The 25,871-nt window shown below is 67.5% G+C and carries 26 protein-coding genes; 12 read left to right on the forward strand and 14 right to left on the reverse strand.

Annotated elements, in window-relative coordinates; translation table 11 throughout:
- The first annotated feature begins 9 nt into the window (after nucleotides 1-9).
- Genes rfbA through rfbD form a run of 3 tightly spaced genes read left to right on the forward strand, consistent with a single transcriptional unit; the run spans nucleotide 10 to nucleotide 2,341 of the window.
- Nucleotides 10-897 carry a glucose-1-phosphate thymidylyltransferase RfbA gene (gene rfbA, locus CCR98_RS02865; RefSeq protein WP_087921455.1) on the forward strand — a complete coding sequence of 296 codons (888 nt, stop codon included), beginning with the start codon at nucleotides 10-12 and terminating at the stop codon, nucleotides 895-897.
- Nucleotides 894-1,451, forward strand: a complete 558-nt coding sequence (gene rfbC / locus CCR98_RS02870; protein ID WP_087921456.1) for a dTDP-4-dehydrorhamnose 3,5-epimerase — start codon at nucleotides 894-896, stop codon at nucleotides 1,449-1,451. The genes rfbA and rfbC overlap by 4 nt, the downstream gene beginning before the upstream one ends.
- Nucleotides 1,448-2,341 carry a dTDP-4-dehydrorhamnose reductase gene (gene rfbD / locus CCR98_RS02875; protein ID WP_087921457.1) on the forward strand — a complete coding sequence of 298 codons (894 nt, stop codon included), beginning with the start codon at nucleotides 1,448-1,450 and terminating at the stop codon, nucleotides 2,339-2,341. Before rfbC ends, rfbD begins: the two co-directional genes overlap by 4 nt.
- Nucleotides 2,342-2,416: 75 nt before the next feature.
- Here rfbD and CCR98_RS02880 read toward each other — a convergent pair whose 3' ends face one another.
- A complete protein-coding gene (locus CCR98_RS02880; protein ID WP_087921458.1) occupies nucleotides 2,417-3,820 on the reverse strand; it encodes a mannose-1-phosphate guanylyltransferase/mannose-6-phosphate isomerase in 1,404 nt (467 codons plus the stop codon).
- An 11-nt stretch (nucleotides 3,821-3,831) separates the two neighbouring features.
- Nucleotides 3,832-5,178 carry a phosphomannomutase gene (locus tag CCR98_RS02885; protein WP_087921459.1) on the reverse strand — a complete coding sequence of 449 codons (1,347 nt, stop codon included), beginning with the start codon at nucleotides 5,176-5,178 and terminating at the stop codon, nucleotides 3,832-3,834.
- A gap of 139 nt (nucleotides 5,179-5,317) precedes the next feature.
- Between CCR98_RS02885 and CCR98_RS02890 the strand changes: the two genes are divergently transcribed.
- The 3 genes from CCR98_RS02890 to CCR98_RS02900 are packed head-to-tail and all read left to right on the forward strand — an operon-like array spanning nucleotide 5,318 to nucleotide 7,320.
- The gene (locus CCR98_RS02890; protein ID WP_087921460.1) at nucleotides 5,318-6,052 is read left to right on the forward strand and encodes a CoA transferase subunit A; all 735 of its coding nucleotides are present in this window, start codon (nucleotides 5,318-5,320) and stop codon (nucleotides 6,050-6,052) included.
- Between the two features lies 1 nt (nucleotide 6,053).
- On the forward strand, nucleotides 6,054-6,686 hold the full coding sequence (locus CCR98_RS02895) for a CoA transferase subunit B (protein ID WP_087921461.1): 633 nt from the start codon (nucleotides 6,054-6,056) through the stop codon (nucleotides 6,684-6,686).
- Nucleotides 6,687-6,732: 46 nt separating this feature from the next.
- Nucleotides 6,733-7,320 (forward strand): alpha-ketoglutarate-dependent dioxygenase AlkB, encoded by a 588-nt coding sequence (locus tag CCR98_RS02900; RefSeq protein WP_087921462.1) that lies wholly within the window; start codon nucleotides 6,733-6,735, stop codon nucleotides 7,318-7,320.
- 36 nt (nucleotides 7,321-7,356) lie between these two features.
- Here the strand turns inward: CCR98_RS02900 and CCR98_RS02905 are convergent, their stop codons facing one another.
- The 4 genes from CCR98_RS02905 to CCR98_RS02920 are packed head-to-tail and all read right to left on the reverse strand — an operon-like array spanning nucleotide 7,357 to nucleotide 10,875.
- The gene (locus tag CCR98_RS02905; RefSeq protein ID WP_087921463.1) at nucleotides 7,357-7,998 is read right to left on the reverse strand and encodes an ABC-type transport auxiliary lipoprotein family protein; all 642 of its coding nucleotides are present in this window, start codon (nucleotides 7,996-7,998) and stop codon (nucleotides 7,357-7,359) included.
- Nucleotides 7,995-8,921, reverse strand: coding sequence for an MlaD family protein (locus tag CCR98_RS02910; protein ID WP_014035909.1), 927 nt, complete (start codon nucleotides 8,919-8,921; stop codon nucleotides 7,995-7,997). The genes CCR98_RS02905 and CCR98_RS02910 overlap by 4 nt, the downstream gene beginning before the upstream one ends.
- A 3-nt stretch (nucleotides 8,922-8,924) precedes the next feature.
- Nucleotides 8,925-9,752, reverse strand: coding sequence for an ABC transporter ATP-binding protein (locus CCR98_RS02915; RefSeq protein ID WP_087921464.1), 828 nt, complete (start codon nucleotides 9,750-9,752; stop codon nucleotides 8,925-8,927).
- Between the two features lies 1 nt (nucleotide 9,753).
- Complete coding sequence (locus tag CCR98_RS02920; protein WP_087921465.1) at nucleotides 9,754-10,875, reverse strand: ABC transporter permease; 1,122 nt, start codon at nucleotides 10,873-10,875, stop codon at nucleotides 9,754-9,756.
- Nucleotides 10,876-10,967: 92 nt separating this feature from the next.
- Between CCR98_RS02920 and CCR98_RS02925 the strand changes: the two genes are divergently transcribed.
- Nucleotides 10,968-12,227, forward strand: a complete 1,260-nt coding sequence (locus CCR98_RS02925) for a threonine/serine exporter family protein (protein WP_014645868.1) — start codon at nucleotides 10,968-10,970, stop codon at nucleotides 12,225-12,227.
- Nucleotides 12,228-12,318: 91 nt separating this feature from the next.
- Here the strand turns inward: CCR98_RS02925 and CCR98_RS02930 are convergent, their stop codons facing one another.
- The 3 genes from CCR98_RS02930 to CCR98_RS02940 form a co-directional block, all read right to left on the reverse strand.
- On the reverse strand, nucleotides 12,319-12,702 hold the full coding sequence (locus tag CCR98_RS02930; protein ID WP_005415203.1) for an H-NS histone family protein: 384 nt from the start codon (nucleotides 12,700-12,702) through the stop codon (nucleotides 12,319-12,321).
- Between the two features lie 222 nt (nucleotides 12,703-12,924).
- Complete coding sequence (locus CCR98_RS02935) at nucleotides 12,925-14,628, reverse strand: proline--tRNA ligase (protein ID WP_087921466.1); 1,704 nt, start codon at nucleotides 14,626-14,628, stop codon at nucleotides 12,925-12,927.
- 561 nt (nucleotides 14,629-15,189) lie between these two features.
- On the reverse strand, nucleotides 15,190-15,564 hold the full coding sequence (locus CCR98_RS02940) for a DUF4124 domain-containing protein (RefSeq protein ID WP_087924128.1): 375 nt from the start codon (nucleotides 15,562-15,564) through the stop codon (nucleotides 15,190-15,192).
- Nucleotides 15,565-15,644: 80 nt separating this feature from the next.
- Here CCR98_RS02940 and pssA point away from each other — a divergent pair, with 80 nt between their 5' ends.
- Genes pssA through rimI form a run of 3 tightly spaced genes read left to right on the forward strand, consistent with a single transcriptional unit; the run spans nucleotide 15,645 to nucleotide 17,415 of the window.
- Nucleotides 15,645-16,421: a CDP-diacylglycerol--serine O-phosphatidyltransferase gene (gene pssA / locus CCR98_RS02945; RefSeq protein ID WP_069118017.1), complete on the forward strand. Its 777-nt coding sequence runs from the start codon at nucleotides 15,645-15,647 to the stop codon at nucleotides 16,419-16,421.
- The gene (locus tag CCR98_RS02950; RefSeq protein WP_087921467.1) at nucleotides 16,418-16,921 is read left to right on the forward strand and encodes a hypothetical protein; all 504 of its coding nucleotides are present in this window, start codon (nucleotides 16,418-16,420) and stop codon (nucleotides 16,919-16,921) included. The genes pssA and CCR98_RS02950 overlap by 4 nt, the downstream gene beginning before the upstream one ends.
- Nucleotides 16,918-17,415: a ribosomal protein S18-alanine N-acetyltransferase gene (gene rimI / locus CCR98_RS02955; RefSeq protein WP_087921468.1), complete on the forward strand. Its 498-nt coding sequence runs from the start codon at nucleotides 16,918-16,920 to the stop codon at nucleotides 17,413-17,415. Before CCR98_RS02950 ends, rimI begins: the two co-directional genes overlap by 4 nt.
- Nucleotides 17,416-17,519: 104 nt before the next feature.
- On the opposite strand, the gene CCR98_RS02960 is transcribed toward rimI, so the two are convergent.
- The 5 genes from CCR98_RS02960 to CCR98_RS02980 form a co-directional block, all read right to left on the reverse strand.
- Nucleotides 17,520-18,341 (reverse strand): EamA family transporter, encoded by an 822-nt coding sequence (locus CCR98_RS02960; RefSeq protein ID WP_087921469.1) that lies wholly within the window; start codon nucleotides 18,339-18,341, stop codon nucleotides 17,520-17,522.
- 135 nt (nucleotides 18,342-18,476) lie between these two features.
- Nucleotides 18,477-21,305, reverse strand: a complete 2,829-nt coding sequence (locus CCR98_RS02965) for a valine--tRNA ligase (RefSeq protein ID WP_087921470.1) — start codon at nucleotides 21,303-21,305, stop codon at nucleotides 18,477-18,479.
- Nucleotides 21,306-21,338: 33 nt separating this feature from the next.
- A complete protein-coding gene (locus CCR98_RS02970; RefSeq protein WP_014035920.1) occupies nucleotides 21,339-21,530 on the reverse strand; it encodes a YqaE/Pmp3 family membrane protein in 192 nt (63 codons plus the stop codon).
- A gap of 19 nt (nucleotides 21,531-21,549) precedes the next feature.
- Nucleotides 21,550-21,975, reverse strand: coding sequence for a DNA polymerase III subunit chi (locus tag CCR98_RS02975; RefSeq protein ID WP_005415211.1), 426 nt, complete (start codon nucleotides 21,973-21,975; stop codon nucleotides 21,550-21,552).
- An 82-nt stretch (nucleotides 21,976-22,057) separates the two neighbouring features.
- A complete protein-coding gene (locus CCR98_RS02980) occupies nucleotides 22,058-23,536 on the reverse strand; it encodes a leucyl aminopeptidase (protein ID WP_087921471.1) in 1,479 nt (492 codons plus the stop codon).
- Between the two features lie 104 nt (nucleotides 23,537-23,640).
- On the opposite strand from CCR98_RS02980, the gene lptF reads away from it, so the two are divergent.
- Complete coding sequence (gene lptF, locus CCR98_RS02985; protein ID WP_087921472.1) at nucleotides 23,641-24,723, forward strand: LPS export ABC transporter permease LptF; 1,083 nt, start codon at nucleotides 23,641-23,643, stop codon at nucleotides 24,721-24,723.
- Complete coding sequence (lptG, locus tag CCR98_RS02990) at nucleotides 24,720-25,826, forward strand: LPS export ABC transporter permease LptG (RefSeq protein ID WP_087921473.1); 1,107 nt, start codon at nucleotides 24,720-24,722, stop codon at nucleotides 25,824-25,826. Before lptF ends, lptG begins: the two co-directional genes overlap by 4 nt.
- Nucleotides 25,827-25,871 lie beyond the last annotated feature (45 nt).

The following is a 25,871-nucleotide window of genomic DNA, read 5'->3' on the forward strand; positions in this document are numbered from 1 at the left end:
GGAGACACCATGACCCAGCGCAAGGGCATCATCCTCGCCGGTGGTTCCGGCACCCGGCTGTATCCGATCACCAAGGGCGTCAGCAAGCAGCTTCTGCCGGTGTACGACAAGCCGATGATCTACTACCCGCTCAGCGTGCTGATGCTGGCGGGTATCCGTGAGGTCCTGATCATCAACACGCCGCATGAGCAGGCGTTGTTCCAGCAGTTGCTGGGCGACGGTTCGCAGTGGGGCATGGACATCCAATACGCAGTGCAGCCGAGTCCGGATGGCCTGGCCCAGGCTTACCTGATCGGCCGCGACTTCGTGGCGGGCAAGCCGAGCTGCCTGGTACTGGGCGACAACATCTTCCACGGCCATGGCCTGCGCGAAGTGCTCAAGCGCGCCGACGAACGCGTGCACGGCTCGACCGTGTTCGGCTACTGGGTCAATGATCCGGAACGTTACGGCGTGGCCGAGTTCGACCAGAGCGGCAAGGTGATCGACCTGGTCGAGAAACCGGAAAAGCCGCGCTCCAATTATGCGGTGACCGGTTTGTACTTCTATGACGGCAACGCCAGCGATTACGCAGCCGAACTGAAGCCGTCGCCGCGGGGCGAACTGGAGATCACTGATCTCAACAAGCGCTACCTGGCCGAAGGCAACCTGCACCTGGAGGCGCTCGGTCGTGGCTATGCGTGGCTGGACACCGGTACCCACCAGTCGCTGCTGGAGGCATCCAACTTCATCGAGACCATCCAGACCCGTCAGGGCCTGCAGGTCTGCTGTCCCGAGGAAATCGCATTCGGCAAGGGCTGGATCAGTGCCGAGCAGCTGGAAGCATTGGCTGCGCCGCTGATCAAGAACGGCTATGGCCAGTACCTGCATACGCTCGCCCAGCGCGGAGTCGTTCCGTGAAGGTGATCGAGACTTCACTGCCGGGGTGCCGGGTGATCGAACCGGCGGTATTCGGTGACGAGCGCGGGTTCTTCTTCGAGACCTGGAATGCCGAGCGCTTTACCGCACTGGGGTTGCCTGATCGCTTCGTGCAGAGCAATGTCTCATCGTCGGCCAAGGGCGTGCTGCGTGGCCTGCATTTCCAGTGGCCGCGGCCGCAGGGCAAGCTGGTCAGCGTGCTGGAAGGCGAGGTCTACGACGTCGCCGTCGACATCCGCCGCGGCTCGCCTACCTTCGGTCGTTGGGAGGCGGTGGTACTGAGTGCTGAAAACAGGAAGCAGTTCTGGATTCCTGAAGGCTTCGCCCATGGATTCGCGGTGCTGTCCGAGCGCGCACTGTTCAGCTACCTGTGCACGGATGTCTACGTCAAGGAAACCGACGCCGGCATCCGCTGGAACGATGCCGACATCGCAATTGACTGGCCGATCAGTGCACCGACCTTGTCGGCGAAAGACGAGAACGCACCGTTCCTGAAGGACATTGCCGAGGACCGCCTGCCGGTCTACACCCCATGACGGTGCTGGTGTTCGGCGGCAACGGCCAGGTCGGCCAGGAGCTGCTGCGCGCGCTGGCCCCGCTGGGGGCAGTGGTTGCCACCACGCGCAGCGGCACGCTGCCGGATGGCAGTGCCTGCGAAACCGCCGACTTCAGCCAGCCTGACAGCCTGCCAGCCCTGCTGGATCGTCTGCAGCCGTCGGTGGTGGTCAATGCGGCCGCTTACACCGCCGTGGACCGTGCCGAGCAGGACGTGGAGGCCGCGTTCGCGGCCAACGCGCAGGCACCGGGCGTGATCGCGCGCTGGTGTGCGGCGCACGGCGTGCCGTTCGTGCATTACTCCACCGATTACGTGTTCGATGGCCAGGGCAGCGCGCCCTACCGCGAAGACGAGCCGACCGCACCGCTGGGCGTGTATGGCACCAGCAAGCGCGACGGTGAAGACGCGGTGCGTGCGGCCGGCGGTCGCCATCTGATCTTCCGCACGGCGTGGGTCTACGCCTCGCACGGCGCCAACTTCCTGCGCACCATGCTGCGGGTGGGCGCGGAGCGCGAGCAGCTGCGCGTGGTGGCCGACCAGATCGGTACACCGACGCCGGCCGCGTTGATCGCCGATGTCACCGCGCAGGCGCTGCAGCATCCGGGCCAGTTGTCTGGTACCTGGCACCTGACGGCCAGTGGCCAGACCAGCTGGCATGGCTTTGCCGAGGCGATCTTCGCCGAGGCGTTGGCCACCGGCGCGTTGGCCAAGGTGCCGACGGTCGAGGCGATTCCCAGTTCCGAGTATCCGACCCCGGCCAAGCGCCCGGCCTGGTCGGTGCTGGACAATCGCAAGCTGCAGCAGGATTTCAGCATCGTGCTGCCGGCCTGGCAGGACGGCCTGAAGCGGGTGATGGCGGAGATTGCCTGACCCGGTAGGCGGCGTGCCGACCAGCGGTCGGCACCCACCCCGATCCGCCGTCGGCAGCCACCAGCGGGCGCTGGGTCAGCTGCGCCCGTAGGTATCCTCGAACCGCACGATGTCATCCTCACCCAGATAGCTGCCGGACTGCACTTCGATCAGTTCCAGCGGCAGTTTGCCGGGGTTGCGCAGGCGATGGGTCACGCCCAGCGGAATGTAGGTGCTCTGGTTCTCGCTGAGCAGGATCACCTCGTCACCACGGGTCACTTCGGCGGTGCCGCTGACCACGATCCAGTGCTCGGCGCGATGGTGATGCATCTGCAGGCTCAGCGTGCCGCCGGGCTTGACCGTGATCCGCTTGACCTGGAAGCGCTCGCCGTTGTCGATCGAATCGTAGGCGCCCCACGGGCGATAGACCTTGCGATGCCAGGTGGCCTCGCTGCGGCCCTCGGCCTTGAGCTGTGCGACCACCGTCTTGACCTCCTGCATGCGGTCGGCCTTGCCGACCAGCACCGCGTCGTCGGTTTCCACCACGATCACATCGTCCAGCCCGACCAGCGCCACCAGGCGCTGTGCGTAGGCATAGGTGTTGCGGCAGTCGATGGCGATCACGTCGCCCTGGTGGGCATTGCCATCGCCGTCCTGCTGCGAGACATCGCGCAGCGCGGTCCACGAGCCGACATCGTTCCAGCCTGCATCCAGTGGAATCACCACGGCATCGGCGGTCTTCTCCATCACCGCATAGTCGATGGAATCGGACGGAACGGCGGTGAAGGCGTCCTTGTCCAGGCGGGTGAAGTCGGCATCGCGACGCGCCTGCTGCCAAGCTTGGCGGCTGCCGACGAGCATGGCGGGCTGGAAGCGTTCCAGCTCCTGCAGGTAGCGCGAGGCCTTGAACAGGAACATGCCACTGTTCCAGTAGTACTGGCCGCTGCTGACGTAGTCGGTGGCGGTGTCCAGGTCGGGCTTCTCGACGAAGCGCTCGACCGCGCGCAGGCCCTGGCCATCGGCGGCCTTGATATAGCCGTAGCCGGTTTCCGGGCCGGTCGGCACGATGCCGAAGGTGACCAGCTTGCCGGCTTCGGCGGCACCGGCGGCGGCCTGAACCGCTGCGCGGAACGCCGCCTCGTCGGTGATCACGTGGTCGGAGGGCAGCACCAGCAGCAGGGCGTCGGCGCCGTCGCGGGTGGCTTCCAGCGCGGCCACCGCGATCGCCGGGGCCGTGTTGCGGCCGACCGGCTCAAGGATGATCGCGGCCGGCTCGGCGCCAACCTGCTGCAGCTGCTCGGCGGCGACGAAACGGTGCTCTTCGTTGGCGATCACCAGCGGCCCACGCGCGGCGATCGGCGCAACGCGCTTCCAGGTGGCCTGCAGCATCGTCAGTTCGCCCGCCAATGGCAGGAACTGCTTCGGATACGCCTCGCGCGAAAGCGGCCACAGGCGGGTACCGGATCCACCGGACAGGATGACGGGCTGGATGCTGCTCATGCGTTCCTCGGTTACTGCTGGATGAGGCGGGAAATGTCGTCGGTGCGCGCCTGCATCAGCGCGGCATCGCCCCGGGCTTCAACATTCAGGCGCAGCAGTGGCTCGGTGTTGGAGCTGCGCAGGTTGAAGCGCCAGTCGCCGAAGTCGGCGCTGATGCCGTCGGTGTGATCCAGCGCCGGCGACTGCGCGGCGAAGTGTTCCATCACGCGCGCGACCGCAGCCTTGGCATCGGCAACCTTGAAGTTGATCTCGCCACTGCACGGGTAGGCGGCCATGCGGTCTTCGACCCAGTCGGCCAGCGAACGCCCGCTTTCGGAAACCAGCTGGGCAATCAGCAGCCACGGGATCATGCCGGAGTCTGCATAGGCGAACTCGCGGAAGTAGTGGTGGGCGCTCATCTCGCCGCCGTACACCGCGTCTTCGGCGCGCATCTTTTCCTTGATGAAGGCGTGGCCGCTCTTGCACTGTACCGGCACACCGCCGGCCTGCTCGACCATGTCCACGGTGTTCCAGACCAGGCGCGGGTCATGCACGACCTTGCCGCCCGGGTTGCGCGCCAGGATCGCCTTGGCCAGCAGGCCGACCAGGTAGTAGCCCTCGATGAAGCGGCCGGTATGGTCGAAGAAGAAGCAACGGTCGAAGTCGCCATCCCAGGCGATGCCGAAATCGGCGCCGTGCTCGCGCACCGCGTCGGCGGTGGCGGCGCGGTTCTCCGGCAGCAGCGGGTTGGGAATGCCGTTGGGGAAGCTGCCGTCCGGTTCGTGGCAGATGCGGATGAACTCGAACGGCAGGTGCGGTGCCAGCAGGTCGACGATGGCACCGGCACCGCCGTTGCCGGCGTTGACCACCAGCTTCAGCGGGCGCAGCTTGGGGGCATCGACGTAGCTCAGCAGATGCTGGATGTACGCGCTCTTGTCATGCTGGGCGCTCTGCCCGGCGCGCGGCGGCTGCGCCTCGGACGTATCGGCGGCGACCGCATCGGAAATCGCGAACAGGCCGGTATCCGAACTGATCGGGCGCGCGTTCTCCTTGACCAGCTTCATGCCGTTGTAGTCCATCGGGTTGTGGCTGGCGGTGACCATCACGCCGCCGGCCGCGCCCAGATGGTCGGTCTGGAAATAGACCTCTTCCGTGCCGCACAGGCCGATGTCGATCACCTCGCGCCCGGTGCCGCGCAGGCCTGCGGCCAAGGCGTCCTGCAGCGCAGGGCTGGTCAGGCGCACGTCGTGGCCCAGTACCACCGGGCCTGGTGCAAGCTGCGCCGCCAGTGCCACGCCGATGCGGCGCGCCAGCTCTTCGTTCAGTTCTTCCGGCACGCGGCCGCGGATGTCATAGGCCTTGAAGGCGGGCAGGGGCATCGATCGGATCCTTGGGGAGCTCAGCCCAAGATTGTAGTCCCAGTCCTGTATGGGAATCGTTTCCATGCCGCAACGCCACGTGACCGGTGGGTGCGCTGGCCTAGAATGGGCGGATTACATCAACGAGGTGAGGGCGTAGATGAGCAACCCGGCAACGACCGGCGGAAAGCGCGGCAAGCGCTTCGCCAGTGCGGCGGAGGCCCTGCAGGGGGTGGTCGCCGATGGCCAGACCCTGGCCGTGGGCGGCTTTGGCCTGTGTGGCATTCCCGAGGCGCTGATCGCTGCGCTGCGCGACAGCGGCGTCAAGGGCCTGACCGTGATCTCCAACAATGCCGGCGTCGATGGCTTCGGCCTCGGCCAGCTGCTGGAAACGCGGCAGATCAAGAAGATGATTTCGTCCTACGTGGGCGAGAACAAGGAATTCGAGCGGCAGTTCCTGGCCGGCGAGCTGGAACTGGAGTTCAACCCGCAGGGCACCCTGGCCGAGCGCCTGCGCGCCGGCGGTGCCGGTATCCCGGCGTTCTTCACCGCCACCGGCTACGGCACGGTGGTGGCCGAGGGCAAGGAAACCCGCGAGTTCGACGGCAAGCACTACGTGATGGAAACCGCACTGCGCGCCGACGTGGCGCTGGTCAAGGCCTGGACGGCCGACGAGGCCGGCAACCTGGTGTTCCGCAAGACCGCACGCAACTTCAACCCGGCCTGTGCGATGGCCGGCAAGGTCTGCATCGTGGAAGTGGAAGAGGTGGTGCCGGTCGGCGCCATCGACCCGGACCAGGTGCACCTGCCGGGTATCTATGTGCACCGCATCGTGCACAACGCGCATCCTGAGAAGCGAATCGAACAGCGCACCATCCGCGCGGAGGGCAACTGACATGGCGTGGACCCGTGACGAGATGGCGGCACGCGCCGCCCAGGAACTGACCGATGGCGCCTACGTGAACCTGGGCATCGGCCTGCCGACGCTGGTGGCCAACCACATTCCCGACGGCGTGGATGTGTGGCTGCAGTCGGAGAACGGCCTGCTCGGCATTGGCCCGTTCCCGACCGACGCCGAGGTCGACGCCGACCTGATCAACGCCGGCAAGCAGACCGTCACCGCACGCGCCGGCGCCAGCTACTTTGGCAGCCACGACAGCTTCGCGATGATCCGCGGTGGTCACGTCAACCTGGCCATCCTCGGCGCCATGCAGGTCACCGACAAGGGCGACCTGGCCAACTGGATGGTGCCCGGCAAGATGGTCAAGGGCATGGGCGGCGCGATGGACCTGGTGGCTGGCGTGCAGCGTGTGGTGGTGCTGATGGAGCACACCGCCAAGAACGGCGAGCACAAGATCCTGCCCGAATGCACGCTGCCGTTGACCGGCGTGGGCGTGGTCGACCGCATCATCACCGATCTGGCGGTGTTCGACGTGACTGACAAGGGCTTGCTGCTGGTGGAGGCCGCGCCGGGTGTCAGCGATGAAGAGCTGAAGGAAAAGACCGGCGTCGCGTTCCAGCGCGGCTGACGGCACGAGGGCGGCCCAAGGCCGCCTCGTTTCCTGAGGGATTGCCATGCTGTTCCCCCACGACCTGCCCGATGCCGATGTCCTGCACCTGCCGGGCTGGCTGGCTGCGGCCGACGCCGACCAGCTCCTGTCCTCGCTGCAGGCCGAAGTGCCCTGGGAATCCCACCGCATCCGCATGTTCGGCAGCTGGGTGGACTCGCCGCGGCTGAGCTGCTGGATCGGCGACCCGCAGGCCCGCTATCGCTATTCCGGTGCCGAGTTCGTGCCGCACCCCTGGCCGCCTGTGTTGCTGGCCGTGCGCGAGCACCTGCGGGCCGAAGGACACGGCCACTTCAACAGCGTGCTGCTGAACCGCTACCGCGGTGGCGGTGACTACATGGGCTGGCACAGCGATGACGAGCCGGAGCTGGGGCCGGCCCCGGTGATCGCTTCGCTGAGCCTGGGCGCGGCGCGCCGATTCCTGCTGCGACGCCGCGACGACCCGGCGCGCAAGGCTGAATTCGTGCTGGGCCATGGCGACCTGCTGCTGATGGCCGGGCAGACCCAGCGCTTCTACCAGCACGCGCTGCCGAAGATGGCGCGGGTGCAGGGCGAACGGATCAACCTGACCTTCCGCTGGATCACGCCACGGTGAGAGTTGTTGCCGGGCACGACCCGGCGAATGCGGCGATCAGCGCGCGACGGTCGGCTGATCGGCCTGGCCGCTCACCAGCGTCCAGCCCACCACGTCCTGGGCCAGCTGCTGCAGGCCACGCTCGAACGCGGCAGTCACCGCCGGTACGTCGGTGCTGCCCACCGGCTGCGCCTGGCGGAAGGTGCGGTCCGCGACCACGCGCTGGTCGGCGACATGGATCAGCTTGGCGTTGACCTCGATCACCACCGTCGGCGTGGCCTGGCCCTGGTAATCCGATTCGAAGCGGCGCACGTCGGTGGACAGCTTGTAATCGGCGCGGATGCCGGCGGTGCTGCGGGCCACGCCGCGGATGCGGCCGGAATCCTCGAAGCCACGTAGCAGGGTGTCCTCGATCATGTCGGTGGCCGGCTGCGCCCAGCTGGCGCCCTTGTAGATCTCCAGCTGCGACGGCGTCGGCCGCACGTTGATGCGCGGGCTGTCGACCAGGCGCGCGGCACTGGGCTTGGCCAGCACCAGCTGCCAGCTGGCTTGCGGCCAGGCTGGGTCCGCCTTGACCTGCACGGCGGGCGAATACAGCGTCACTGCGGTTTTCTCGCTGCTGCCGAGAATGGAGCAGCCGCCCAGCAGGGTGACCATCGAAGCGGCCAGCAGCAGGCGCGGAAGGGTGGTCGGGCTCATTTGGGTTCGAACTCCTTCGGTGCGTCGCGGCCCAGCAGGTAGCGCGCGGGGTTGTTCTCGAGGCGGTCGCTGACCCGGCGCAGGTCGCGGATCAGGCCGCGCAGTTCGGTCAGCGTCGGGCCCAGCTGGCCGAGGCCATCGTTGGCAAAGCTGTTGATTGCGGCGCGGTTCTCGCCAAGGATCGAATCGGCGTTGCCGGCGGCCGAATCGAGCTTGGCCAGGGTGCCGTCGAGCTTGTCGATGATGCCAGGCAGCTGCTGCACCAGGTTCTTGTCCAGGCGCTCGATGGTGCCGTTGGTGGTCTTCAGCGTGGTGTCCAGGCTGCGGGCCGCATCGCGTGCGCTGAGCAGCAGCGCCTGGGTGCCCTGGTCGCGGTCGGCCAGGCCGCCGCTGATGGTTTCCAGATTGGCCAGCGTCGCATTGATCGAGGCCACGTTGCGGTCGCTGAGGATCTGGTCCATGCGCTCGACGATGCGGTTGGCGACGTCGGTGATGTTCTGCAGCGCCGAGGGCGTGGTCGGGATGATCGGTGCCGGGTCCTTGTTGACCGTGGTCAGCGCCGGCGACTGTGGCGTGCCGCCGCTGAGCTGGATGATCGATGGGCCGGTCAGGCTGGTGATCGCCAGCTTGGCGCGGGTATCGGTCTTGACCGGGGTGTTGGAGTTCAGGCGGATGCGCGCGACCACCTGGCGCGGGTCGTCCGGCACCAGGTTCAGTTCGGTGATCGAGCCCACCGCGATGCCGTTGTACTGCACCGGGCTGCCCACCGACAGGCCGGTCACCGCTTCGCGGAACACCACGCGGTACTCCTGCCAGGTACGGTCGGAGGAGTACTTGGCGGCCCACAGGCCGAAGGCCAGCAGGGCCAGACCGGTGATCAGGGTGAACGCGCCGATCAGCACGTAGTTGGCTTTGGTTTCCATGGCTCAGGCACTCTCGATCTGTTCGCCACGCGCGGCGCGCGCGCGGGGTCCGTGGAAGTATTCCTGGATCCACGGATGATCCAGTTTCTCGATGTCAGGCAAGGGTGCGTTGGCCACCACCCTGCGGTCGGCGATCACCGCGACCCGGTCGCAGATCGCGTAAAGCGTGTCCAGGTCGTGAGTGATCAGGAACACGGTCAGCCCCAGTGCTTCCTGCAGGGTCTTGATCAGGCGGTCGAACGCCGCCGCGCCGATCGGGTCGAGGCCGGCAGTGGGTTCGTCCAGGAACAGCAGCGGCGGATCCAGCGCCAGTGCCCGGGCCAGGCCGGCGCGCTTGCGCATGCCGCCTGACAGCTGCGAAGGCAGCTTGTTGATCGCGTCGGCAGGCAGGCCGGCCAGTTTCACCTTCAGCAGCGCCAGTTCGTAGTGCCAGCGTTCGGGCAGTTCGCGATGGTGCTCCTTCAGCGGCACCTGCACGTTCTCGCCCACGGTCAGCGAGGAGAACAGGGCGCCGTCCTGGAACAGCACGCCGGTGTTGCGCTCGATGTGCAGGCGGCTCTCGGCATCGTCGGCACGCGCGTCGCGGCCGAGTACTTCGATCTGCCCGGCATCGGGCACGCGCAGGCCGAGGATCGAGCGCATCAGCACCGATTTGCCGGTGCCGGAGCCGCCGACCACGCCCAGGATTTCGCCGCGGCGCACGTCCAGGTCCAGGTCTTCGTGCACGGTCTGGCTGCCGAAGCGGTTGACCAGTCCACGCACGCGGATGGCCAGTTCGTGGCCCTGGTCGTCGCGCATGTCGATGGGTTCGGGGAGGGCGGATGTGCTCATGTCACCAGTCCATGTGCATGAACCACAACGCCGCGAAGGCGTCGATGATGATCACCAGCGAGATCGTCTGCACCACGCTGGAGGTGGTGCGCTCGCCGACCGACTGCGCGGTGCCTTCGACCTTCAGTCCTTCCAGGCAGCCGATCAGGCCGATCACCAGCGCGAACACGGGTGCCTTCGACAGGCCGACCAGCATGTGCCGCACTTCCATCGTCTCGTGCATGCGCGCGATGTACATCTGCGGCGGGATGTCGAGGTCGAACGCGCCGACGGTGATGCCGCCGGCCAGGCCGGCGACCATCGCGATGAAGGTCAACAGGGGCAGGGTGACCAGCAACGCCAGCAAGCGTGGCAGCACCAGCAGGTCGACCGGGTCCAGGCCCAGGGTGCGCATCGCATCGATTTCCTCGCGTGCCTTCATCGCACCGATCTGCGCGGTGAACGCACTGGCGGTGCGGCCGGCCAGCACGATCGCCGTCAGCAGCACGGCGAATTCGCGCAGGAAGGCGATGTTGACCAGCTCGACCACGTAGATCTCGGCGCCGAAGTCGCGCAGGATGGTCGAGCCGAGGAACGCGATCACCGCGCCGACCAGGTAGGACAGCAGCGCCACCAGCGGTACCGCGTCCAGCCCGACCTGCTCCATCTGGTGCACGGTGGCGGTCAGCCGGAAGCGGCGGGGTTCCTTGACCAGCCGGGCCGCCTTGACCAGGTTCTCGCCGAGGAAGCTGCACAGCGCCTTGATGTTGTGGCCGGTGGTGTGGACGCTGATGCCCAGCCGTTCCAGCGCGGCCAGCACGCCGAAATCGCGCTTGGGCTTGGGCCGGTCGTCGGCCACTTCCTCGATGGTGCACACCAGCGCCTGGTGGTCCGCGCGGAACTGCAGTGCGTCTTCGTGCAGGTCTGCACGGTGGGCCACGCGCAGCACCTGCAGCACGCCGGCCGAATCCAGCTGTTCGATGCCGGTAGCATCGATGCCGGTCAGTTTGTCGGGCACGCCGTGCAGGACCTCGGCCGCGGCCAGCGCGGTCTTCAAGGTCCAGGTGCCGGACAGGCGGATCAGGCCCGGGTCGTGGGCATCCTGTTCGAGCTGGGGGGCGTGGTTCGGGGTCACTTGGGCCATTCGGATCGCAGCATAACCGTTCTGTATCGGGCTTCGCGTCGAACTCGGATGAATTTCTCCGGTGGGGCCCAGCGTAGGTAATACTACGGCGCATGTCCGCAGACGCTCACACGATCCCCACGCCCCAGGCCACCTACGCACAGCGCGTGGCCTTTGTTTCCGAGATCGCCGGACGCCTGCACAGCTATGGCACCACGGCCCAGCGCCTGGAAACGGCGGTGGTGGCGCTGGCCCGCCAGCTCGATCTGGATTGTGAACCGTGGTCGAATCCCACCGGTATCATCCTCAGTTTCAGCGATCCGGCGCAGGCGATCGGCTCCAGCGACATCACCCGCGTGATCCGCCTGGCGCCCGGTGAGAACGACCTGCACAAGCTCAGCGTCGCTGACCACATCGCCGAGGAAGTGTCCAACGGGCGGATGAGCATCGCCCAGGGCCACACCGCGCTGCGCCAGCTGGACAAGGATCCGGGCCGGCGCGGCAAGCTGCGCACCATCCTTTCGTTCACTCTCGGCGCGGCCGGCGTGGCCGGCATGTGGAAGCTGCCGTGGCTGGACATCGCCACCGCCGGTGTCATCGGCTTGATGATCGGCCTGCTCGGCATGGTCACCGACCGTCGCCCGGCCACCCGCGAAGCGGCCGAGGCGCTGGCCGCGCTGCTGGCCGGCATGGTTGCCACCCTGGTGGCGTCCTTCATCGGCGCGCTCAACCTCAATACGGTGATCATCGCGTCGCTGGTGGTGCTGCTGCCCGGCATGTCGCTGACCAATGCGGTCAACGAACTGGCCAGCCAGCACTGGGTATCGGGCACCGCGCGCTTTGCCGGTGCGCTGACCACCATCATGAAGCTCAGCGTCGGCGCGATGATCGCGGTGACCCTGGCCGACGTGCTCGGCCTGGATCCGGTGATCCGCGCCACGCGGCCGCAGGGGCCGTGGGTGGAGTGGGGCTCGCTGCTGACCGCAGCCTTCGCCTTCGCGATGCTGTTCAAGGCCAACCGCCGCGATTACCCGTGGGTGATCGCCGCCTCGGTGGCCGGTTATGCGATCTCCAAGTTCGGCGGCCACGCCTGGGGCGCGCCGGCTGGCATCTTCCTGTCGGCGATGCTGCTGACCGCCGGTGGCAATCTGTTCGGTCGCCTGGTCGGGCGTCCGGGTGCGATCATCCGCCTCCCCGGCATCATCATGATGGTGCCCGGCAGCACCAGCCTGCGTGGCGTGCTGACCCTGGTCCAGCAGCAGGACGTGGGCGCCGGCCAGAGCGTGTTCCTGACCGTGCTCAACGTGGTGATGGCGCTGGTCGCCGGCCTGCTGTTCGGCAACCTGCTGATGCCGGCCCGCAAAACCCTGTGATGATGTCGGTGGGTGTGGACCTCGGTCCACACGCCGGAGAATGAAAAACGCCGGCGTCCGCCGGCGTTTTTCATTCCAACCCGATCCGGCCTCAGGCCTTCTTGATCAGGAAATCTTCCGGCTTCTTGTTGCCCTTGGCGGTCAGCTCAGCCATCCAGCGCGGCTGCTTGCCACGGCCGGTCCAGGTTTCCTTGGGGTTGGCCGGGTTGCGGTACTTCGGGGCAACCTTGCCCAGCTTGCGGCCGGCGGTCTTCGACGGTGCCTTGGCGACCTTGGCCACCTTGCGCGCGCGCGGGGCCGGGGCGTCGCCGAACAGTTCCTCGATGGTGTAACCCTCGGTCTTGGCCAGCTTGGTCAGCTGGGCGCGAACCTTGGTGATCGGCCGGCGCTTGGCGACGATGGTCTGCTGCTTCTTCGCGGTGCGGATCAGGGCGCCCAGTTCGCGCGCCGACAGGCCGGTCAGGTCAATGCTCATTTACGGTTACTCCGGAAACTAATAAGTGGACGGGACGAGCCAGTCCATGGCGTCGGCGGACAGAATAGAGATGAATTAATCCAAGCACAAATGCAGGCAGGACATGCCGTGGCGGCGCGCCGGCGCTGTCGCGGTGATTTTGACCGGATTATGTCCGCTGCAATATCGGCGCGCGCTGGCGCAGGCAAAAAAAAGACCGGGGCAGGCCCCGGTCGTTTCATGTCAGCCCTGCAGTCGCTGCAGCAGGGTCGCCTTGTCCAGGCTCTCCGCGTCGCTGGCGCGGCGCGAGCGGTACTCGTAGGTGCCGGCGGCCAGGCCGCGTTCGCTGACCACCACGCGGTGCGGGATACCGATCAGTTCCATGTCGGCAAACATCGCGCCAGGGCGCAGGCCGCGGTCGTCGAGTGCAGCGTCCAGGCCCGCGTCGCGCAGCTCCTGCAGCAGGCTGGCAGCGGCGTCGGCCACGGCCGCATCGCCCTTCGGGTTGATCACGCATACCACCACCTGCCACGGTGCCATCGCGTCCGGCCAGATGATGCCGGCATCGTCATGGTTCTGTTCAATCGCGGCAGCCACCACGCGCGAGATGCCGATGCCATAGCAGCCCATCGCCATCACCGCCGCCTTGCCGTTTTCATCCAGCACGGTGGCATCCAGTGCTTCGGCGTACTTGCGGCCGAGCTGGAACACGTGGCCGACTTCGATGCCACGGGCGATCTTCAGTTCACCGCCGTCCACGGCACGGTCGCCGGCACGCACGTTGCGGATGTCGGCCACTTCCGGCTCCGGCAGGTCGCGGCCCCAGTTGACGCCGGCCAGGTGGAAGCCGGCCTCGTTGGCGCCGACGACGAAGTCGGCCATTGCCGCTACTTCGCGATCGGCGACCACGCGGATGGCCTTGCCCGCGGCGACCGGGCCGAGGAAGCCCGGCACGCTGCCCAGGTGCTCGGCGATTTCCGCCTCGCTGGCGAAGCGCTGCTCGTCCAGGCCGGCGACCTTGGCCAGCTTGATCTCGTTGACCTCATGGTCGCCGCGTACCAGAACCAGCACGAACTGCTGTGCCTTGCCTTCGCCGGCGATCAGCGCCACCGACTTCACCGTGCGCTGCAGGTCGATGCCGAGCAGGGCCGCGACGTCTTCGCAGGTCTTCTGGGTGGGGGTATCCACCTTGCGCATCGTTTCGGCGGCGGCCGCACGCGGCGCCGGATCGGCGGCAATCGCCGCTTCCATGTTGGCTGCGTAGTCCGAGCCGGTGGAGAACACCAGCGCGTCCTCGCCGGAATCGGCGATGACGTGGAACTCCTGCGACGCATCGCCGCCGATCGCACCGGAGTCCGCCTGCACCATGCGGAAATCCAGGCCGAGGCGGGTGAAGATGCGGCTGTAGGCCGACTTCATGTTCTCGTACTCGCGCACCAGGCACTCATCGTGCAGGTGGAACGAATAGGCGTCCTTCATCAGGAACTCGCGCGAACGCATCACGCCGAAGCGCGGGCGGATCTCGTCGCGGAACTTGGTCTGCACCTGGTAGAAGTTCACCGGCAGCTGCTTGTAGCTGGACAGCTCGCTGCGCGCGAAGTCGCAGGCGGCTTCCTCGGCGGTCGGGCTGTAGCAGAACACCTGGTCCTTGCGGTCCTTGATCTTCAGCAGTTGCGGGCCGAACTTCTGCCAGCGGCCGGTCTGCTCCCACAGTTCCTTCGGCTGGATGGTCGGAATCTGGAATTCCACGGCACCGGCCCGGTCCATTTCCTCGCGCACGATGCGCTCGACCTTGCGCAGCACGCGCAGGCCCAGCGGCGACCAGGTGTACAGGCCCGATGCCAGCTTGCGGATCATGCCCGCGCGCAGCATCAGCCGATGGCTGGTCAGCTCGGCGTCGCTGGGGGTTTCCTTGGTGGTGTGCAGGTGGAACTGGGAGAGGCGCATCGTCGGCTTCGGATAACGGCAGAGACGTCTATTCTGCCAGCCCGGCCGGGGGGAGGGGTATCGGCAGGGCTGCGCCCTGCACCCGCCTGAAGCAACGTCAACAGCAACAGCGGGCTTCCTGTGGGATGGCGGGGTGGGTCCGGTGGCAGGGGACGCCGTAAACCCGTCCATGGGGGCTTGGTCGCGGCATCCATGCCGCTCACACCCCTGCCACCGGACCCACCCCGCCTTCGAGAGTTTCCTGCAAGCTGCCTGCATTTCTGTAGAGCCGAGCCATGCTCGGCTGCTGTTCGATCAATTCTCGAAATATGCGATTTCCATGGAGATTCATTCACGCATGGCGTGGATCTACTGGCCCCCGACCAACTGTCGAAGGCAGGGCACTGTGGGTTTGCGGGGTGTCCGCGGCATGGATGCCGCGGCCAAGCCCCCATGGACGGGTTTACGGCGGCCCCGCAAACCCACAGTGCCCTGCCATCCCCCAGGAAGCCGCTCTGGCATTTGACGTTGCCCTTGCTGTTGCCTCTGCGGGTGCAGGGCTGCAAGCCCTGCCGATAACCCTCACTGTGCCGGGCAGTAGGCCTTGATGGCGGCTTCGGCCAATCCCTTCTGCGCGGTGTGCTGTTCCGGGGTCAACGGGGTATCGGGCTTGCCATCGCCATCGGTGTCCTGCATCACCTGGCCGCCACCGTCCAGCAGGGCCAGGTTGGCCCGGGCCGTGCTGCACTGCTCGGGGACCGGCGCGGCCGGGGTCTCGGTGCTGGCCGCAGCCTGCGGGCTGCGGGCCTGTTCGCGGGTCTCGTACTTCTTGCCCGCCGGTGGGGTCTCCGAGTACTGGGTCACGCCATTGGCGTCCTTCCATTTGTAGACGGGGCCGGCCACGGCGTTGGCACTGGCCAACAGCAGCAGGCATCCAAGGCAGGACAGGGCACGCATGGCAAACTCCACGGAATGGGCGCAGAACGCCGATTGCAGCATTGGCGCCGACCGCTGGCAAGTCGATTAAACTGGATTCCATGGACCCGATCACACCGCCGCCGCGCTCGCGCACGATTTACCTGCTACCCAACCTGTTCACCACCGCCGGCCTGTTCGCCGGTTTCTACGCGATCATCGCCGCGGCCAACGGGGATTTCGTCAATGCCAGCATCGCCGTGTTCGTGGCGGCGGTGATGGATGGCCTGGACGGGCGCGTGGCGCGCCTGACCGGCACCAGCAGTGAATTCGGCGTGCAGTACGACTCGCTGGCCGACCTGGTCAGCTTCGGCATGGCCCCGGCGCTGGTGATGTACCACTGGTCGCTGTCGTGGCTGAAGTTCGACGATCCGCTGCTCGGCCGCGTCGGCTGGGCCGTGGCCTTCCTGTATGCGGCCTGCGCGGCACTGCGCCTGGCCCGCTTCAATACCCAGGTGGCGGTGGTCGACAAGCGCTGGTTCGTCGGCCTGGCCAGCCCGGCCGCAGCGGGCCTGATGATGTCCTTCGTCTGGGCGTTCGCCGATGGCAACCTGGGCTGGGACGGCAACCAGCTGCGCTACGTGGCGCTGGCGGTGACGATCATCGCTGCGCTGCTGATGGTCAGCCGCATCCGCTTCTGGAGCTTCAAGGGCGGCGCTGCCAAGGGCACCCGTTCGGACCGCGTGCCGTTCCTGGTGCTGGCACTGGTGCCGGTGGCCATCGCCATTGCGGTCATCGACCTGCCGCGCGTGCTGTTCGCGGTTGGCATCCTGTACGCCTTGTCCGGCCCGGTGATGTGGGCCGTGCAGCGCCTGCGCAAGAAGTCCGAGGCCGCGTGAGCCAGGACCTGCCCGTGCTGTGGTCACCGGCCCAGCAGGCCTGGCTGCAGGCCATGGGCTACACCGTCTTTCACGATGGCCAGCTGGCTGCCGAGCTGGATGCCGCGCTGCAGTTGAGCGTGGCCGAAGCCGAGGCCAGCGTCGCCCCGCCGGAACCGATGCGGGCCCCCGTGCCATCGCGCGAACAGCATGCCGGGCCGGCGCCCGCAGTCCGCCAGGAACGCCCGGCACCGCCGCGCCGCGAAACCCCGGTCAGCGCCCCGGACACCGTGCCGGCGGCTCAGCGCCCGATGCCCAGCGGCAACGCACGCCAGCCGGTGGTCCGCCTGCCGGATCGCCTGCAGATCGCGTTGCTGCGTGCGTCCGGCTGCAACCCGAACGACCCGGCCACGCAGCGGTTGATGGACAGCTGGCCGCTGGACCAGCTGCGCCACGATCCGGCTGCCAAGCGTGCGCTGTGGCCGCAGCTGCGTGCCCTGCGCAAGCGGGGCACGCCATGAGTGCGGTGAGCCGGCCCGGCCCGGTCAGCCTGCGTGCGCTGCGCGAGAGCGACCTCAATGCCGTGATGGCGATCGAACTGCGGGGCTACCCTTTCCCCTGGACCCGCGGCATCTTCATCGACTGCCTGCGCGCCGGCTATCCCGGCCTGGCGATGGAGCGCGATGGGCTGCTGATCGGCTATGGCGTGCTCAGCATCGCCGCCGATGAAGCGCACGTGCTGAACATCTGCATCGATCCGCTGGCACAGTCGCGCGGGCTGGGTCGCCAGCTGCTGCGCGCGCTGGTGCAGCTGGCCGCCGACCGCGGCGCACAGCGCGTGTTCCTGGAAGTGCGCCCGTCCAACACGCCCGCGCTGGCGCTGTACCACAGCGAAGGATTCAACGAGATCGGTCGCCGCCCGCGCTACTACCCGGCTGCACAGGGCCGGGAGGATGCGGTGGTGATGGCGATCGAACTGGTCGACGGCGACCTGCAGGTGATGCCGCCGCTGTAACGCAGACTGATTGCCGGCCAGCGGCCGGCACTACCAACGGGTCTCCGCTGTGATCGACACATCGCCTGCCGTGGTAGGTGCCAACCTTGGTTGGCACGCTCTCTTCACGCCATCCGCAGCGCAAGCACGCCGCCCACGATGAGCGACGCTGCCAGCCAGCGTGCGCGCGGTATGCGTTCGCGCAGCAGGAACACCGAGATCAGCAGCGCGAACAGGATTGATGATTCGCGCAGCGCCGAGACCATCGCCACCGGCGCCTGGGTCATCGCCCACAGGGCCATCGCATAGGAGGCCGTGGTGCCGACGCCACCGGCCAGCCCCAGTGGCCAATGCTGCCGCGCATAGTCCAGCACCACGCCGCCGCGCGTGTACAACGCCCACAGCGGCAGCGGAATGCCCGACAGCAGGAACAACCACAGCGTGTAGCTGAGCGCGCTGCCTGACTGCCGCGCGCCCTGCGCATCGACCAGGGTGTAGGTGGCGATCATCGCCGCGGTCAGCAGCGGCAGGCGCAGCTGGCCGCCGCGCGCCCCCAGTGCCATGCACAGGATGCCGGTGCTTACCAGCACCACGCCCAGCCACGCTGCGGCGGGCAAGGGCTCACCGAGCAGGGTGCCCGCCATTGCGACCAGGATCGGCGCGCTGCCACGCATCAGCGGGTAGGCCAGGCTCATGTCGACCTGCTGGTAGCAGCGTGCGACCAGCCCGTAATAGGTCACCTGCAACAGCACGGATGCGCCCAGCCAGGGCCAGCTGTGCGCGGCAGGGAAGGGCAGGAAGCGCAAGGCGACGGCCGACAGAAGCGCGGCACTGCCGGTCACCAGTACGGTGCCGAGGAACTTGTCCGGCCCGCGTTTGACGATCGCGTTCCAGCTGGCATGCAGCGCCGCGGCAGCGAGGACGAGCAGGAAGATGGAAAGCGGCATCCGCCGATCATGCCATGCGGGGCAAATGGAAACGCCGGGCATCGCCCGGCGTTTCCGATTCCGCTTGGGTGGGTGCCGACCTTGGTTGGCACATTGCATTGGTGCGGACCAAGGTCCGCACCCACCAGCGCAGCGTTACAGCTTCGCGCGCTGCTCGCGCAGGCCGGCCAGCTGGGTGTTCCAGTCGACCAGGCGCACGCGCTCCTGCTCGACCACCGCCGCTGGCACCTTGTCGGTGAACTTGGCCAGCTTGGCTTCGCTCTTTTCCTTTTCGGCTTCGACGCGTGCGATTTCCTTGTCCAGGCGCACACGCTCGGCATCGAGATCAACCAGGCCTTCCAGTGGCACCAGCAGCTTCAGCTCGCCCACGATCGCGGCGGCGGCCGGCGGTGCGCTTTCGCCCTCGGCCAGCCACTGGACGCTGTCCAGCTTGAGCAGGAACGACAGCGAGGCGCTGAAACGTCCGATGCGCACGCGATCCTGCTCCAGCCCGGCCTGCAGGCGCAGCGGCACCTGCCTGGACGGAGCGACGTTCAGTTCGCTGCGCACGCGACGCACCGCACTGATCACCGCCTTCAGCCATTCCACGTCGGCCTCGGCCTGGGCGAAATCGCCTTCGAACTCGGCGGCGGTCGGGTACGGGCGCAGCGACAGCGTGGTCTCGGCCAGGCCCAGGCGCGGCGCCAGCTGCTGCCACAGCTGTTCGGTGATGAACGGGGTGAGCGGGTGCAGCAGGCGCAGCAGCGCTTCCAGCACGTACAGCAGGGTGTGGCGGGTGCTTTCGGCGTCGGCGGCGTCGGCACCGTTCAGTGCCGGCTTGCTCAGTTCCAGGAACCAGTCGCAGAACGCGTTCCAGGCGAACTCGTACAGGCACTGCGCCAACAGGTCGAAGCGGTAGGCGGCGAAATGGCCCTGTGCCTCGGCGGTGGTGGCGGCCAGGCGCGAGAGGATCCAGCGTTCGGCATCGGTGCGCGGGGTCGGCACGCCGGTGAACGCAGCACCCTCGGTGTTCATCAGGGCGAAGCGGCTGGCGTTCCACAGCTTGTTGCAGAAGTTCTTGTAACCCTCTGCGCGGTTCATGTCGAACTTGATGTCGCGGCCGTGGGTCGCCAGCGCGGCGATGGTGAAACGCAGCGCATCGGCACCGTGGGCAGCAATGCCGTCCGGGAATTCCTTGCGGGTGGCCTTCTCGATCTTCTCCACCATCTTCGGCTGCATCAGGCCGCCGGTGCGCTTGGCGACCAGGTCGTCGATGGTGATGCCGTCGATGATGTCCAGCGGGTCGAGCACGTTGCCCTTGCTCTTGGACATCTTCTGGCCCTGGCCGTCGCGGATCAGGCCGGTGAAGTAGACGTCCTTGAACGGGATCTTCCCGACCAGGTTGTCGGTGGCCATGATCATGCGCGCCACCCAGAAGAAGATGATGTCGAAGCCGGTGATCAGCACCGACGACGGCAGGTAGCGATCGAAGCCACGCTCGGCCATGGCCTGCTCGTTCGGCCAGCCCAGGGTGGAGAACGGCCACAGCTGCGAGGAGAACCAGGTCTCCAGCACATCGCTTTCCTGGTTCAGCACCACGTCGCTGCCCAGGTTGTTCTTTGCCCGCACTTCCTCTTCGCTGCGACCGACGTAGCAGCTGCCGGTGGCGGCATCGAACCATGCCGGAATGCGATGGCCCCACCACAGCTGGCGGCTGATGCACCAGTCCTGGATGTTGTTCATCCAGTGGCGGTAGGTGTTGATCCAGTTCGGCGGCACGAAGGAAATGCTTCCGTCCTCCACCAGTTCCAGGCCACGCTTGGCCAGGTCGTCCATTTTCACGAACCACTGGTCGGTCAGGTACGGCTCGATCACCTGGCCGGTACGGTCGCCGCGCGGCACCTGCAGCTTGTGCGCCTTGGTTTCGACCAGGATGCCCAGGTCTTCCAGCTCGGCCAGCACGGCCTTGCGCGCGGCATAGCGGTCCAGGCCCTGGAAGCGTTCCGGCGCGTTTTCATTCAGCGCCGCCACCGGGGTGAACAGGTTGATCATCGGCAGGCTGTGGCGCACGCCGACTTCGTAGTCGTTGAAATCGTGGGCCGGGGTGACCTTGACCACGCCGGTGCCGAACGCACGGTCCACGTAGTCGTCGGCAATCACCGGCACGCGGCGGCCGGTCAGCGGCAGCACCACGTTCTTGCCGATCAGGTGCGCATAACGCGCGTCTTCCGGGTGCACCATCACCGCGGTATCGCCCAGCAGGGTTTCCGGACGGGTGGTGGCGACAACCAGGTAGTCGCGGGTTTCGCGCAGGGTTTCCACGCCGTCGGCATCGCGCTCGACGTGCTCGTAGCTCAGGCCGTCATCAAGCGTGTAGGCGATCGACCACAGGAAACCGTCTTCCTCGGCGCTCTCCACTTCCAGGTCCGAGATCGCGGTCTTCAGCACCGGGTCCCAGTTGACCAGGCGCTGGCCACGGTAGATCAGGCCCTGCTCGTACCAGCGCACGAACGCTTCGTTGACCGCCGCCGACGGCTGCGGGTCCATGGTGAAGGTGCTGCGCGACCAGTCGGCGGAGGTGCCGAGGCGGCGCATCTGGCGCTCGATGGTGTCGCCGGACTGCTGCTTCCACTCCCAGACCTTGCCGATGAAGCCGTCGCGGCCCAGCGAATCGCGGGTCTCGCCCTTGCCTTCCAGCGCCAGGTTGCGGCTGACCACCATTTCGGTGGCGATGCCGGCGTGGTCGGTACCGACCTGCCACAGCGTGTCGTAGCCGCGCATGCGGTGGTAGCGCACCAGCGCGTCCATCAGGGTCTGCTGGAAGGCGTGGCCCATGTGCAGGGTGCCGGTCACGTTCGGCGGGGGCAGCAGGATGGTGTACGGCTCGCCCGTGCCGGACGGCTTGAAGTGGCCGGCCTTCTCCCAGGCCTCGTAGAGGTCGGTCTCGAAGGACTTCGGGTCGTAGCTGGAGGCGAGTTGGGTCATGCGGGGGAACCGGTAATCAAGGCGGAAGGGAGATCAGCGCGACCCGAGGGCGCGCCGGATCTTCTGGTCGGTGTGGTACTGGCTGACCGCGTAGGCGGCCCAGATGGCGGCGGGCAGCCAGCCGATCAGGGTGATCTGCAGGATCAGGCAGACGATGCCGGCCAGCGGTCGGCCGATGGTGAAGAAGGACAGCCAGGGAAGAATCAGGGCGATCAGCAGGCGCATCAAGGGGTCCTCGCCGGGCTCACATGTCGTGCTTGTTCAGGTCGTAACCGGCGGCCTTGTACTGGCGCCAGCGCTCGCGCAGCGGTTCGCGCGCTTCCGGATCGGCTGGAACCACTTCCAGCACGCGCTCGCACTGGCCCAGCCAGGGCTCGTCGCGCAGGTTGATCACCAGCGGACGCGCCGGTGCCTCGGTGCCGGGCACGGCGATCAGCACCAGGGCCTCTTCCTCGTCCATGTCTTCCCCGGCGATCTGGTGCGGGATGTAGGCATCGTTGTCGAACGCCCACAGCAGCTCGTCCAGTTCCTCGGCCTGAGCCTGGTCACGGGCCAGCACCAGGGTGAACAGCCCGGCGTCGTTGGCCTTGCGCGCCAGTTCGCAGACCAGGCGCAACGGCTCGGTCAGGAAACGGGGCTTGGCGATCAGGTAGAAGTCGGCGCGGGGCATGGCAGGGTCCGGGTCAGGCAGGGGCCCGGCAGTGCCGGGCGAGGCCCTGGCCGGCGGAGGCCGGCCAGGGTCGGGTACGGCATCAGGCGCGGGCGACCTGGTCCAGCAGCCACTGGCTCAGCAGGCCGACCGGGCGGCCGGTGGCCATGCCACGCTTGCCTTCATCGCTGGCGACGCCGGCGATGTCCAGGTGGGCCCAGCGCTGGCCTTCGGCGAAGCGCGACAGGAAGCAGCCGGCGGTGATCGCGCCGGCCCAGCGGCCGCCGATGTTGTAGACGTCGGCGAAGGTCGAATCCAGCATCGGCTGGTATTCGTCCCACAGCGGCAGGCGCCAGGCGCGGTCGAACACGTGCTCGCCGGCGGCCAGCAGCTCGTTGGCCAGGTCGTCGTGCTTGCTCATCAGGCCGGCGGTCTGGTGGCCGAGGGCGACCATGCAGGCACCGGTCAGGGTGGCGACGTCGACCAGCGCGGCCGGCTCGAAGCGCTGCGCGTAGGTCAGCGCGTCGCACAGGATCAGGCGGCCTTCGGCGTCGGTGTTGCCCACTTCGATGGTCTTGCCCGACATCGAGGTGATCACGTCGGACGGACGGTAGGCGTTGCCATCGATGGCGTTCTCCACCGCCGGCACCACTACCACCAGGTTCAGCGGCAGCTTGGCCTTGACCGCGGCGACGAAGGTGCCGATGACGTTGGCGCCACCGCACATGTCGTACTTCATCTCTTCGATGCCGCCCTGGGTCTTCAGGTTGACGCCACCGGTATCGAAGGTGATGCCCTTGCCGACCAGCACGTACGGCTTGGCGTCGCCAGCGCCGGTCCACTTCAGCACGACCAGGCGCGGGCGGTTGGCTGAACCGCGGGCCACGGCCAGCAGCGAGCCCATGCCCAGCGCTTCCATCTGGTGCTCGTCGAGGATCTCGGCTTCGGCACCGTCGTGCTCGCCGGCGAACTTCACGCCGACCTCGGCCAGATGGGCCGGGGTGCAGTAGTTCGGCGGCAGGTTGCCCAGTTCGCGGGCGAACTCGACACCGGCGGCGATGGCCTGGCCCTGGGCCAGCGCCTGGGCGTCGTCACCGGCAACGGCCAGCTGGGCCAGGCCGGCATCGTCGGCCTTCTTCTTGCCCAGGGTGGCGGTGTAGCGGTAAGCAGCGTGATCGGCGGCAATCACCGCCTGGCGGATCGCCCAGGCCGCGTCGCGGTCCTTGATGCCCACTTCGGAGAGGGTGAACAGCGCGCTGCGGGCAGCACCGGCCTTCAGCGCGCGCACGGCGTCGCCGACGGCCTTCAGGTACTGCGGCACGCCGAAACGGGCGACTTCGCCGAGGCCGACCACCAGCACGCGCGGGGCGGTCACGCCCGGCAGATCGTGCAACAGGGTGGTGGCGCCGGTCTTGCCGGACAGGTCGCCGCGCTGGGCCAGGGCGGCCAGGCGGCCACCACTGGCGGCGTCCAGGGCCTGCGCGGCCGGGGTCAGGGTATGGTCGGCATACGCGCCGACCACCAGGCAATCAACGGTGGCGGCGGCCGGAGCAACGTGGTTCAGGGTGAATTCGAGGGCCATTGAGCAGATTCCATTGGCGAGTCCGTACAATCGCAGGCCGTTTACGCCCAGACAGTAGACTGGGCGGCACCGCGAACGAACCCCAGAGTTTAAACCACCGCCCCATGCTGAAGCTCGACCGATACCTGCTGGGCGATTTCGTCCAGAGTTTCCTGGCTACCCTGATCGTCCTGCTGGTGGTCAGCGTGGGCGGCGTGCTGGTGGACATCCTCGGCAACATCGCCGACGGGCGCCTGCCGGCCAAGCTGCTGTTCTCCCAGCTGGGCCTGCAGTTCATCGCCTACCTGCCGCTGATCCTGCCGTTGGCGCTGATGCTGGGCCTGCTGCTGGCCATCGCCCGCCTGTACCGCGACTCGGAGATGGCGGTCATCACCGCCATTGGTGTGGGCCCCAAGCGGTTGCTGCGGCCACTGCTGATGCTGGTGGTGCCGGTGGTGCTGCTGGTCGGCGCATGCTCGTTGTGGCTGGGCCCTTGGGCCGGCCGGGTGGCCGAGCAGATGATCATCGAGGCCAACCGCAGCGTGCTGATGGCCGGCCTGGAGCCAGGCCGGTTCACACCGCTGCCCAATGGCGGCGTGGTGTACCTGTCCTCGATCTCGCCCGACGGCACCCAGCTGGGCAAGGTGTTCCTGCAGCGGCAGAAGGACGACCGCCTGGAAGTGGTGTCGGCCAACAGCGGCCGCATGTACTTCGAGGGCACCCGCCAGCGCTTCCTGGAGCTGGATGACGGCCACCAGGTGGAAGGGCCGGTGGCCGGCGCGCTGGATTACCGGCTGGCGACCTTCGCCCGCAACGACGTGGCCCTGCCCGATGGTGCACAGACCCGCACCGAGGACGACCCGGAACTGATGCCGACCCTGGAGCTGATCGGCGATGCGCGGCCACAGGCACAGGCCCAGCTGCACCGCCGCCTGGCACCGCCGCTGATCGCGCTGGCCTTCGCCCTGCTGACCGTGCCGCTGGGCCGCAGCTCGCCGCGCCAGCAGCGCTACGGGCGCATGATGCTGGCGCTGCTGGCCTACATGGTGGGGACCAACCTGACCTTCATCGGCGCCGGCTGGATCGCCGACGGCAAGATTCCCGGCGCGCTTGGCCTGTGGTGGCTGACCCTGCCGCTGCTGGCATTGGCCATCTGGATGTATGTGCGTGATGGCCGCCTGGCCCGCCCGAAGGGAGCCCGCGCATGAAGCTGCGCCCGATGCGTTTCGACTTCTACCTGGGTCGTGCGGTGTTCACCACCGTGCTGCTCACCTGGGCCGTGCTGACCGGCCTGGACGTGGTGATGGCCTTCTCCGGTGAGTTCAAGGACATCGGCAAGAACGGCTACACGCTGGGGCATGCGGCGGCGTGGGTGCTGTACACCGTGCCCCGCCGTGCCTACACCTTCTTCCCTACCGCGGCAGTGATCGGCGCGCTGATGGGGCTGGGCCAGCTGGCGGCCACCTCCGAGCTGACCGCGCTGCGCGCGCTGGGCCTGTCGCGCAAGCGCCTGAGCGTGTCGGTGGCGATCGCCCTGTCGCTGCTGACTGCGGTGATGGTGCTCAGCGCCGAGACGCTGGGGCCGTGGGGCCAGGACCGCGCCGATGCGCTCAAATCCAGCGCCAAGTGGGGGCGGGATATCTCCACCACCCGCTATTCCGGTCTGTGGGCACGCGAGGGCGATACGTTCCTCAACGCGCAGAGCGGCGAGGAACAGCTGGTCGGTGACAAGGGAACCCGGTTGATCCTGCGCGATGTGCGTCTGTATCGCATCGCCGAGGATGGCCGGATTGCCTCGTTGACCCACGCCGCCACGGTCGAGCACGACAAGGACGGCTGGGCGCTGACCGGGGTGCGTCGCGACACCTTCGGCGAGCGCTCGGCAACCCGCCAGGAAGTGGCGCGTGAACCCTGGAACTCGAAGCTGGATCCTGCCGCGCTGGCGACCGGCATTGCCAAGCCACGAAACCTCAGCGTGGCCGAGCTGAGCACCAGCATTGCCTACCGCGAGCGCAACGGGCTGGATGCGCGTGATTTCGAGGATGTGTACTGGAGTCGCTGGTTCTACCCGGTGAACGTGCTGGCGCTGTGCCTGGCGGCGGTGCCGTTCGCGTTTGGTTCGCTGCGCAGTGGCGGCATGGGCAAGCGCCTGTTCCTGGGCATCCTGTTCGCGCTGGGCTTCTGGCTGCTGCAGCTGTTCTTCGGCCGCATGGCCGGTGCGCTGAAGTTCGATTACCGCATTGCCTATGCGCTGCCGCCGATCGTGATGCTGACGGTGTCCGGCCTGCTGTTCCGGCGCAAGTCGGGCTGACTCTGGTAGCGCCGGGCCATGCCCGGCGGAGGTTTGCGGTAACCC

Source organism: Stenotrophomonas sp. WZN-1 (assembly GCF_002192255.1).
Classification (GTDB): domain Bacteria; phylum Pseudomonadota; class Gammaproteobacteria; order Xanthomonadales; family Xanthomonadaceae; genus Stenotrophomonas.

Bases quoted from the DNA above. Each gene is read 5' to 3' on its own strand.
- rfbA (WP_087921455.1), top strand. From the start codon at position 10: ATGACCCAGCGCAAGGGCATCATCCTCGCCGGTGGTTCCGGCACCCGG.
- rfbD (WP_087921457.1), top strand. From the start codon at position 1,448: ATGACGGTGCTGGTGTTCGGCGGCAACGGCCAGGTCGGCCAGGAGCTG.
- CCR98_RS02880 (WP_087921458.1), bottom strand. From the start codon at position 3,820: ATGAGCAGCATCCAGCCCGTCATCCTGTCCGGTGGATCCGGTACCCGC.
- CCR98_RS02885 (WP_087921459.1), bottom strand. From the start codon at position 5,178: ATGCCCCTGCCCGCCTTCAAGGCCTATGACATCCGCGGCCGCGTGCCG.
- CCR98_RS02890 (WP_087921460.1), top strand. From the start codon at position 5,318: ATGAGCAACCCGGCAACGACCGGCGGAAAGCGCGGCAAGCGCTTCGCC.
- CCR98_RS02895 (WP_087921461.1), top strand. From the start codon at position 6,054: ATGGCGTGGACCCGTGACGAGATGGCGGCACGCGCCGCCCAGGAACTG.
- CCR98_RS02900 (WP_087921462.1), top strand. From the start codon at position 6,733: ATGCTGTTCCCCCACGACCTGCCCGATGCCGATGTCCTGCACCTGCCG.
- CCR98_RS02905 (WP_087921463.1), bottom strand. From the start codon at position 7,998: ATGAGCCCGACCACCCTTCCGCGCCTGCTGCTGGCCGCTTCGATGGTC.
- CCR98_RS02910 (WP_014035909.1), bottom strand. From the start codon at position 8,921: ATGGAAACCAAAGCCAACTACGTGCTGATCGGCGCGTTCACCCTGATC.
- CCR98_RS02915 (WP_087921464.1), bottom strand. From the start codon at position 9,752: ATGAGCACATCCGCCCTCCCCGAACCCATCGACATGCGCGACGACCAG.
- CCR98_RS02920 (WP_087921465.1), bottom strand. From the start codon at position 10,875: ATGGCCCAAGTGACCCCGAACCACGCCCCCCAGCTCGAACAGGATGCC.
- CCR98_RS02925 (WP_014645868.1), top strand. From the start codon at position 10,968: ATGTCCGCAGACGCTCACACGATCCCCACGCCCCAGGCCACCTACGCA.
- CCR98_RS02930 (WP_005415203.1), bottom strand. From the start codon at position 12,702: ATGAGCATTGACCTGACCGGCCTGTCGGCGCGCGAACTGGGCGCCCTG.
- CCR98_RS02935 (WP_087921466.1), bottom strand. From the start codon at position 14,628: ATGCGCCTCTCCCAGTTCCACCTGCACACCACCAAGGAAACCCCCAGC.
- CCR98_RS02940 (WP_087924128.1), bottom strand. From the start codon at position 15,564: ATGCGTGCCCTGTCCTGCCTTGGATGCCTGCTGCTGTTGGCCAGTGCC.
- pssA (WP_069118017.1), top strand. From the start codon at position 15,645: ATGGACCCGATCACACCGCCGCCGCGCTCGCGCACGATTTACCTGCTA.
- rimI (WP_087921468.1), top strand. From the start codon at position 16,918: ATGAGTGCGGTGAGCCGGCCCGGCCCGGTCAGCCTGCGTGCGCTGCGC.
- CCR98_RS02960 (WP_087921469.1), bottom strand. From the start codon at position 18,341: ATGCCGCTTTCCATCTTCCTGCTCGTCCTCGCTGCCGCGGCGCTGCAT.
- CCR98_RS02965 (WP_087921470.1), bottom strand. From the start codon at position 21,305: ATGACCCAACTCGCCTCCAGCTACGACCCGAAGTCCTTCGAGACCGAC.
- CCR98_RS02970 (WP_014035920.1), bottom strand. From the start codon at position 21,530: ATGCGCCTGCTGATCGCCCTGATTCTTCCCTGGCTGTCCTTCTTCACC.
- CCR98_RS02975 (WP_005415211.1), bottom strand. From the start codon at position 21,975: ATGCCCCGCGCCGACTTCTACCTGATCGCCAAGCCCCGTTTCCTGACC.
- CCR98_RS02980 (WP_087921471.1), bottom strand. From the start codon at position 23,536: ATGGCCCTCGAATTCACCCTGAACCACGTTGCTCCGGCCGCCGCCACC.
- lptF (WP_087921472.1), top strand. From the start codon at position 23,641: ATGCTGAAGCTCGACCGATACCTGCTGGGCGATTTCGTCCAGAGTTTC.
- lptG (WP_087921473.1), top strand. From the start codon at position 24,720: ATGAAGCTGCGCCCGATGCGTTTCGACTTCTACCTGGGTCGTGCGGTG.